The sequence below is a fragment of the Aurantimonas sp. C2-5-R2 genome (genome assembly GCF_036549495.1).
Classification (GTDB): Bacteria; Pseudomonadota; Alphaproteobacteria; order Rhizobiales; family Rhizobiaceae; genus Aurantimonas; species Aurantimonas coralicida_A.
Map to the genome: position 1 here is coordinate 1 of NZ_JAZHLJ010000117.1, position 7,986 is coordinate 7,986.

The window sequence follows — 7,986 nt, forward strand, 5'->3', positions numbered from 1 at the left end:
ACGTCATTGCTTGGTCAACTTGGCGACGCGCCCACCAAGCCGCAGCTCGACAAGCGCATCTCAGATCCAAAGAGCAACTGTAATGCTAGGACCGTCACACAATACGGGGGCCGGCGAAGTCGGCCCCCGTATTTCGCTCGTCAACCGTCTCACATGCCTTTCTTGGAAGACCGCCCATGTCCCGGCTCGCCCGCTGGCTCGACATCGCCCTTCAAGCCGTGACGTTGTTCCTGCTCATCGTCCTCACCGGGGTCGTTCTGTTGGGCGTGACGTTTCGCTATTCCGGCAATTCGCTGATCTGGTACGACGAGATCGCCTCGGTGCTGCTCGCCTGGATCACCTTTTCCGGGGCGGCGCTGGCGACGATGCGGAACGCGCATCTGGGCTTCAGCGGGCTCTTGTTCGCGCTGCCGCGGCCAAGCCGCACGGTTCTGTTCGTCGTCGTCGAACTGATCTTCCTGGTCGTCTTCGCGGTGATCGGCTGGGCCGGTTGGGCGATTCTCGACATCTTCGGCAATGAAACGCTGATCTCCGTCCGGTTCGTTCCCCGCAGTTTCGTGCAGAGCATCCTGCCGATCAGCGCCGGGCTGATTATCCTGGCGCGCCTTCTCACTCTCCCCGAACGCTATCGGGACGTCGAGGAAGGCCTCGATCCGGAGCAGCGCGAGATCGAGACCGAGATCGCCCGTGCCGAAACCGAACTCCAAGCCATGCGCGCCGGAGAGCCGAAATGACCGAGGCGCTCATCCTCCTGTTGATGTTCGTGTTGATCGCCATCGGCCTGCCGATTGCTGTCGCGATCCTCGCCAGCGCCCTGGTCGGCGTGTTCATGCTGAACGGCTATCTCGGCTTTCTCAACGCGGCGCTGTCGATCTTCGACGGCGCGACCAGCTTTCCGCTGATTGCCATTCCCCTGTTCATTCTGGCCGGCGCGCTGATGAACACCGGCGGCATCTCGCAGCGACTGATCACCTTCGTTTCCGCTTTGATCGGCTTCCTGCGCGGTGGCCTGGCGATGGTGAATGTCGGCGTCTCGCTGTTCTTCGCCGAAATTTCCGGCTCGGCCGTCGCCGATGTCGCGGCGATCGGCTCTGTGCTGATCCCGGCGATGAAGAAGAAGGGCTATTCGCCCCGCTTCGCCGCCGCCATCACCTCGTCCTCCGCCTCGCTGGCCATCATCATCCCGCCATCGATCCCGATGATCCTCTATGGCGCACTGTCGGACACCTCGATCGTCCGGCTGTTCGTCGCCGGCATCGTGCCGGGGTTGCTCGGCGGTTTTTCGATGATGGCGCTCTCATATTATTTCGCCGTTCGCTACGACCTGCCGCGCGAGGAGGCTTTCAGCCTTTGCCGCCTCTGGCGCGCAACCAAGGACGCCGCCTGGGCTCTGATCCTGCCGGTGATCATCCTTGGCGGCATTTTCGGCGGCTTCGTTACCGCCACCGAAGGCGCCGGTCTCGCCGTCGTCGCGGCCTTGCTCATCGGCGGCTTCATCTATCGCGAGATCAATCTGAAAAAGCTCTATCTCTCACTGATAGACGGCGTGATCCAGACCGCCGTCGTCATGCTGCTGGTCGCCACGTCCGCTGTTCTCGGCCTCTATTTGACCGAGACCGAAATGCCGCAGCGGCTCGCCGCCAGCATCACCACGCTGACGACCGACAAGTTCCTCGTCCTGATGATCATCAACGTCTTCCTCCTGTTCGTCGGCATGGTCCTGCACGGTGCCGCCGCGATCATCCTGACCGTGCCGATCTTCATGCCGCTGGTCCACGAAATCGGCATCGACCCGATCCAGTTCGGCATCCTGCTGACGCTGAACATCGCGCTCGGCCAGCAAACCCCGCCGGTTGCCAGCGTGCTGGTCACGGCCTGCTCGATCGCCCGCACCGACATCTGGAAGACGACGAAGACGAACCTGCCGTTCATCGGCGTTCTGGTCCTGATCCTGATCCTCGTCACCTATGTGCCGGCGGTCTCGCTGTCGCTGGTCGACGTCTTCTACGAGTAACGAATCCGTCGCCCGCTTTCGTTAAGGAATTGCTTCGATCCTGGGCGCCGAAACTTCCTTCACCGCAAGGCTTGGCACGAGCGGCCAAGACGCGGTAGTTAGCCTCTCTACGGTATACATTGCCGAAATTGGCGACAGAGGAGGGGGACGATGCTGCTCGGCTGCATAGGGGACGACTTCACCGGCTCGTCCGACCTTGCCAACACCCTCGCCAAGGGCGGCATGCGGGTGACGCAGTTCTCCGGTGTGCCGAGTGGCCCCGCCGAGCCGGGCGTCGAGGCCGGAATCGTCGCGCTGAAGTCGCGGACGATTCCCCCGGCCGAGGCGGTGGCGCTGTCGCTCGAAGCGCTCGACTGGCTGGTCGCCCAAGGCTGCCGGCAGTTCCTGTTCAAATATTGCTCGACCTTCGATTCGACGCCGGACGGCAATATCGGGCCGGTGATCGATGCCCTGATGCAGCGCCTCGGGACGGACCGCACGATCGTCTGTCCAGCCTTCCCGGCGACAGGGCGCAGCATCTATCAAGGACACCTCTTCGTCGGCGATCGGCTGCTCAGCGAGAGCGGCATGGAACACCATCCGCTGACGCCGATGACGGATGCCGACCTTCGCCGCTGGCTGGCGCCGCAGACGAAACAGGGTGTCGGGCACGTCGCCGCGACAACGGTGTTTGAAGGTGGCCCGGCGATCATGGACGCGATGGCCGCCGAAGCGGCCGCCGGCCGTCCCGTGGTGGTGGTCGACGCGATCCGCGACGCGGATCTTATGGCCATCGGAGCCGCCGCGAAGGACCTGCGGCTTTTGACCGGCGGCTCGGGCATCGCTCTCGGCCTTCCGGACAATTTCCGCGCCGAGAACCTGCTTGCGTCGGAGCCATCCACCTGGATCGGCTCGGACGGCCCGGCGGCGATCCTGTCCGGCTCATGCTCGACCATGACGCGGACGCAGGTCGCTCGCTATGCCAAGACCTCCCCTGCCCTCGAAATCGTGCCGGAGCGGGTGATGGCGGGCGAGCAGTCGCCGGACGGCGCGGTCGGTTGGGCACTCGAACAGACCGACGGCGTTCCGCTCATCTACTCCTCGGCCGACCCGGAAGCGGTCAAGGCGGCGCAGCGGCATTTCGGCCGGGACGCGCTCGCCGCGCGCCTTGAAGAGTTCTTCGCCGAAACCGCCCGCCAATTATGCGCGGCCGGCGTCACGCGGTTGGTCGTGGCGGGGGGCGAGACGTCGGGCGCGGTGGTCGAGGGTCTCGGCCTCTCCGCCCTTGCCATCGGTCCGGAGATCGCGCCGGGCGTCCCGGCCGTGAAGGCGTCGGACCGGCCACTCTGGCTGACCCTGAAGTCGGGCAATTTCGGCGACGCGGATTTCTTCCAGACCGCGCTGGGTGTCTTGAAAGGCGAGCATCATGACGTCTGAGGCACGGCTTCGCGAGACGGTCTGCGAACTGGCGCGCTCGATCTACGATCGCGGCCTGACCCACGGCGCCTCGGGCAATATCTCGGTCCGGATGCCCGATGGCGGCCTGCTGGTCACACCGACCGGCGCCTCCTTTGGCCGGCTCGATCCGGCCCGTCTCAGCCGCTTCGATGCGGCCGGAACGCTCGTCGAGGGCGACAAGCCGACGAAGGAAATGCCGCTGCACCGGGCGTTTTACGACACCCGCTCGACCGCCGGCGCGGTGGTGCATCTTCACTCGACCCACTCGGTCGCCCTTTCGATGCTGCCGGGCATCGACAGGGACAATATGCTGCCGCCGCTCACCGCCTATTCGATCATGCGGCTCGGCAAGGTACAGTTGCTGCCGTATTTTCTGCCCGGCGATGCGGCCACGGGCGACGCGATCCGCGGGCTCGCCGGGCGCCGCTCGGCGGTGATGCTGGCCAATCATGGTCCGGTCGTCGCCGGCAAGGATCTGGAAGCCGCCGTCTATGCCGTCGAGGAACTGGAAGAGACGGCGCGTCTCGCGCTTTTGACCCGCGGCTTGCAACCGCGCCAGCTGACACCTGAACAGATCGCCGGCGTCGTCACCGCCTTCGACGTGGAGTGGTCCTGATGATCCGCCTGTCCGCCAATCTCGGGTTCCTCTGGACCGAACTGTCGCTTCCCGAAGCGATCGTCCGCGCGAAGGCGACCGGCTTCGACGCCGTCGAATGTCATTGGCCCTATGACGAGGACGCGGCGGCCGTTCGGCGGGCGCTGGAGGAGACCGGCCTGACAATGCTCGGCCTCAACACCCGCAAGGGCGGCGCGACCGATTTCGGCCTTGCCGCCGTGCCCGGCCGGGAGACGGAAGCCCGGGCGGCTATCGACGAGGCCTTCGACTACGGCGCCAAGATCGGCGTCGGGGCCGTCCATGTCATGGCCGGAAAAACCCAAGGGGTCGAAGGCGCGAGCGAAACATTCGACAAGAACCTCGCCTATGCCTGTGACCGCGCCGCCAAACACGACATGATGGTGCTCATCGAGCCGATCAACCACCGCGATGCGCCGGGCTATTTTCTCTTCGAAATCGAGCAGGCGGCGGCGATCGTCGCGCGTCTTCGCCGGCCCGAACTGAAGATCATGTTCGACTGTTACCATACCCAGATCATGCAGGGCGATCTGATCCGCCGCTTCGAGCGCCACCGGGCCCAGATCGGCCATGTGCAGATCGCCGCCGTTCCGTCCCGCGCCGAGCCCGACGAGGGCGAACTTGCCTATGAGCGGCTGCTGCCGGCCATCGTGGCGCTCGGCTATGCGGGCTTTTTCGGCGCCGAATACCGGCCGCGCGGCACGACCGACGAGGGGTTCGGCTGGATGGCGTCGCTTCGCGCCGGCGGATCAGGCAAGCCTTAGGCAGCAGCCCTGAATTGCCGAAGCGGACGTGTTGTCCGCCAAGGCTCATGAAACAGGTGATGGGAGGGCGCATTGGCGGCAATGAAGGTGGGATTCATCGGCCTCGGCTCGATGGGGATGGGAGCGGCCCTGTCCGCCCTGCGGGCCGGACTGACGGTCTACGGCGTCGATTTGTCCCCCGCCGCCTTAGAGCGGCTCGAGCAGGCGGGAGCCGCCGGCGTCGGCCAGGACGCCTCGGCCTTTGCCGGCGATCTCGATGCGGTCGTGCTTCTGGTGGTCAACGCCGCCCAGTGCCGGGACGCGCTGTTCGGCGCGAACGGCATCGCGCCGCTTCTCAAGCCCGGGACGCCGGTCGTGGTGTCCGCGACCATCTCGCCCGACGATGCCCGCCGCTTCGACGAGGATTTGCGCGCGGCCGGCCTGAAAATGCTGGACGCGCCGGTCTCCGGCGGGGCGGCGAAGGCCGAGACCGGCGAGATGACGATCATGGCCGCCGGGCCGCAAGACGTCTTCGACGCGCTGGAGCCCCTGCTCGGTGCAATCGCGGCCAAGGTCTACAATATAGGCGAGACGATCGGTCTCGGCGCGACGGTGAAGATCGTCCACCAGCTGCTCGCCGGGGTCCATATCGCGGCCGGCGCCGAGGCGATGGCGCTCGCGTCCCGCGCCGGCATCCCGCTCGATCTGATGTACGACGTCGTCACCAACGCGGCCGGCAATTCCTGGATGTTCGAGAACCGCATGAAGGGCGTCGTGGAAGGCGATTACACGCCGATGTCGGCGGTCGACATCTTCGTCAAGGACATGGGGCTGGTGACCGAGACCGGCCGGTCGCTCCAATTCCCGCTGCCGCTCGCCTCGACCGCCTATGCGATGTATCTCAACGCCAGCAACGCCGGCTACGGCAAGGAAGCCGACAGCGCCGTCATCAAGACTTTCGCCGGCATCGACCTGCCGAAGAAATCGGGCGATTGAGCCTCTTCCGCGGCGCGGCTATCGTCAGTTGATACGCTGTTCGCTGGCCTTGTCGAACAGATGGATCGCCTGCGGCGAAACCGCCAGACCGACCGGCAGGCCTATCGACACCCGGTTTAGGCCGCGACCTGCGTCCGATCACGCCATACCGCCGGAATGGGCTCGGAGGTGCGCTACAGACCCTGGTAGACATCCCGGTGCCAGGAAAATCCGAGTGTCTCGACCATGTTCTTCAGCCGATTGCGACGATACCGCACGGACTCTTCCGACGTCGCGCGGTCGAATTCTTCGTCGGATGCGCAATCGAGGCCGGACTTCCGCAATGGCGCCAACGAAGGCGACGCCGCCTCGTCGTGGTTTCGCCCCCCATCCGGAAGGGTATCGACGATCATATCGATGCCGTGTCGCGCCAGCGCGATCTGGGGGTGCTCGCCGCCCTTGCAGCCATGCTCCAGTATGGTCAGCGTCTCGTCGAGTCTCGCGATCGCCACGGCATAGGATGCGATCGTGTCAGCGGAATGAAATCGATGCAGCAGCGGCAAATTCGTGCTGGCCTCGGCGGTCTTGATCAGCGGCAGCGCGATCATGCTCAACAGCGGGCTGAGATCGACAGCGTCGTCCTGACGATAACGATCAAGGATCGCATACGGGCCATCGCCCGCCGCCGTGATGATCATCGCCAGCGACCGCCGCTCCGAGATCTGGCTCGAGATCGTCACCAGAAAACTGACCAAGAAGGTCAGAAACATGAAACCGGACAGCGACGTGACGGTCGTAACGAGGCGCCACGTATCGTTGCCCGGCTTGAAATCGCCGAGGCCCAGCGTCGAAACTGTATACCCCGCGAAGTAAAAGCGTTCGAGCGTCTCTGCGACAATCTCTGACGTCGCGGTGACGACCGCCTCCGGCGAGGACATATAGATCAGACTCCAGCCGATCCAGAGCCCCGTCACGCTCACGACCGTGCGGGTGACTACGCAATAGGCCCCCAACAGATTCAGCTGGCTCCGATTTTCGGACCGCCGCACCCACCATAGGACAACCTTGCTGACAAGATCTTCGACGGGGCGGGTGAGAAGCCCCGCGCTGGCGCCGATCCGAAAGAACCCGCCAATGGCGTCTGTAGTGGTGATCACCACCAGCAGGCCACCAGCCAAAATGAGCAGAACAGTCATCGTTTCGTTCATATAACCATTACCGGCACGAGCCACCTGATAACGCTTATGGCTTAACGGCGCATCGGTCGCGGATCCGAGCCCATATTGGCCCCGGGTGACGCAGGGCAATGGTCGCGGGTCGTCTTCGCCCATTCCGTTATCTCGAGCGCTCCCGCATGGTCCGAACGATGCCCGAAAACCTCGTCGCTAGGACAGCGACAGGGCCGGTCTGTTCTTGACGCGCCATGTGCGCAACGAGGCCGCCGTCTGCAAGGCCATCAGGGAAAGCACGAGGATTGCGAATGGCCACTGCGCCCAATTGGGCTCGGGCGTCGGGCGATGGAAGTCCTGAAAATGGAGGTAGAGAAAATATCCTGTGTGCGCGACCGAAAGCCACCACAGCACATAGGTACCCTGCTGGACAAACTTCCACACCGACCCTCCCAGCAGTCTCTGACTGGCATTATTGGAGGTCACCGCAAGAATTGCAGCGTAGACCAGCGCGACAATGCCGATGATATTCGCCAGGCCGAAGCCGTGTTGAAGCATCACGTAGCGCAGCAATTGCGGATGGAACTCGTAGCCGATCAGCCGCATGAGATCGAGATTCACCCATCCGATCAGGATAAACACGGCATGGGCGAAAGCCAGAACCACTCCGTAGACGCCGAACTCACGCCGCCAGGGGATGGCCCGACGAAATGGCGTCCATAGGCGGGACAGCGGGCCGATGGCCATCGACGAAGCGACCATCACCAGCGAGGTGTCAGCCAGCGCCCTGTTCCACTGATGCATCGGCGACCACTCCGGCCGGGACAACAAGAACAGCCAGGTCAGCAAGACCCCCACGACAAGCGTTCCACCGTGTCGCTTTTTCCAGTCCAACCCGAATTGCATCGTCAAGCGTGCTTCTCCGAGCTATGGCCGATTTTGGGTGACGCGGCTTGATCAAGCGGCGCGGTTGTCGGCGCCCTGCGTGGCGACGCCGTCTGTGAATGTGACGCC

The 7,986-nt window shown here is 64.2% G+C and carries 8 protein-coding genes; 6 read left to right on the top strand and 2 right to left on the bottom strand.

What is annotated here, in order from left to right:
* Nucleotides 1-176: 176 nt before the first annotated feature.
* The 6 genes from VQ044_RS22905 (at nucleotide 177) to ltnD (ending at nucleotide 5,824) form a co-directional block, all read left to right on the top strand.
* Nucleotides 177-734, top strand: coding sequence for a TRAP transporter small permease (locus VQ044_RS22905; protein ID WP_327649832.1), 558 nt, complete (start codon nucleotides 177-179; stop codon nucleotides 732-734).
* Nucleotides 731-2,014 carry a TRAP transporter large permease gene (locus VQ044_RS22910; protein WP_327649831.1) on the top strand — a complete coding sequence of 428 codons (1,284 nt, stop codon included), beginning with the start codon at nucleotides 731-733 and terminating at the stop codon, nucleotides 2,012-2,014. The genes VQ044_RS22905 and VQ044_RS22910 overlap by 4 nt, the downstream gene beginning before the upstream one ends.
* 150 nt (nucleotides 2,015-2,164) lie before the next feature.
* Complete coding sequence (otnK, locus tag VQ044_RS22915; protein WP_327649830.1) at nucleotides 2,165-3,430, top strand: 3-oxo-tetronate kinase; 1,266 nt, start codon at nucleotides 2,165-2,167, stop codon at nucleotides 3,428-3,430.
* Nucleotides 3,420-4,067: a 3-oxo-tetronate 4-phosphate decarboxylase gene (gene otnC, locus VQ044_RS22920; RefSeq protein WP_327649829.1), complete on the top strand. Its 648-nt coding sequence runs from the start codon at nucleotides 3,420-3,422 to the stop codon at nucleotides 4,065-4,067. The genes otnK and otnC overlap by 11 nt, the downstream gene beginning before the upstream one ends.
* Nucleotides 4,067-4,849 (top strand): hydroxypyruvate isomerase family protein, encoded by a 783-nt coding sequence (locus VQ044_RS22925; protein ID WP_327649827.1) that lies wholly within the window; start codon nucleotides 4,067-4,069, stop codon nucleotides 4,847-4,849. Before otnC ends, VQ044_RS22925 begins: the two co-directional genes overlap by 1 nt.
* Nucleotides 4,850-4,930: 81 nt before the next feature.
* Nucleotides 4,931-5,824 carry an L-threonate dehydrogenase gene (ltnD, locus tag VQ044_RS22930; RefSeq protein ID WP_327649825.1) on the top strand — a complete coding sequence of 298 codons (894 nt, stop codon included), beginning with the start codon at nucleotides 4,931-4,933 and terminating at the stop codon, nucleotides 5,822-5,824.
* A 173-nt stretch (nucleotides 5,825-5,997) separates the two neighbouring features.
* On the opposite strand, the gene VQ044_RS22935 is transcribed toward ltnD, so the two are convergent.
* Together VQ044_RS22935 and VQ044_RS22940 are read right to left on the bottom strand one after the other, a co-directional pair.
* Nucleotides 5,998-7,134, bottom strand: coding sequence for a potassium channel family protein (locus VQ044_RS22935; RefSeq protein ID WP_327649823.1), 1,137 nt, complete (start codon nucleotides 7,132-7,134; stop codon nucleotides 5,998-6,000).
* A 54-nt stretch (nucleotides 7,135-7,188) separates the two neighbouring features.
* A complete protein-coding gene (locus VQ044_RS22940; RefSeq protein WP_327649833.1) occupies nucleotides 7,189-7,830 on the bottom strand; it encodes a ferric reductase-like transmembrane domain-containing protein in 642 nt (213 codons plus the stop codon).
* Between the last annotated feature and the right edge of the window lie 156 nt (nucleotides 7,831-7,986).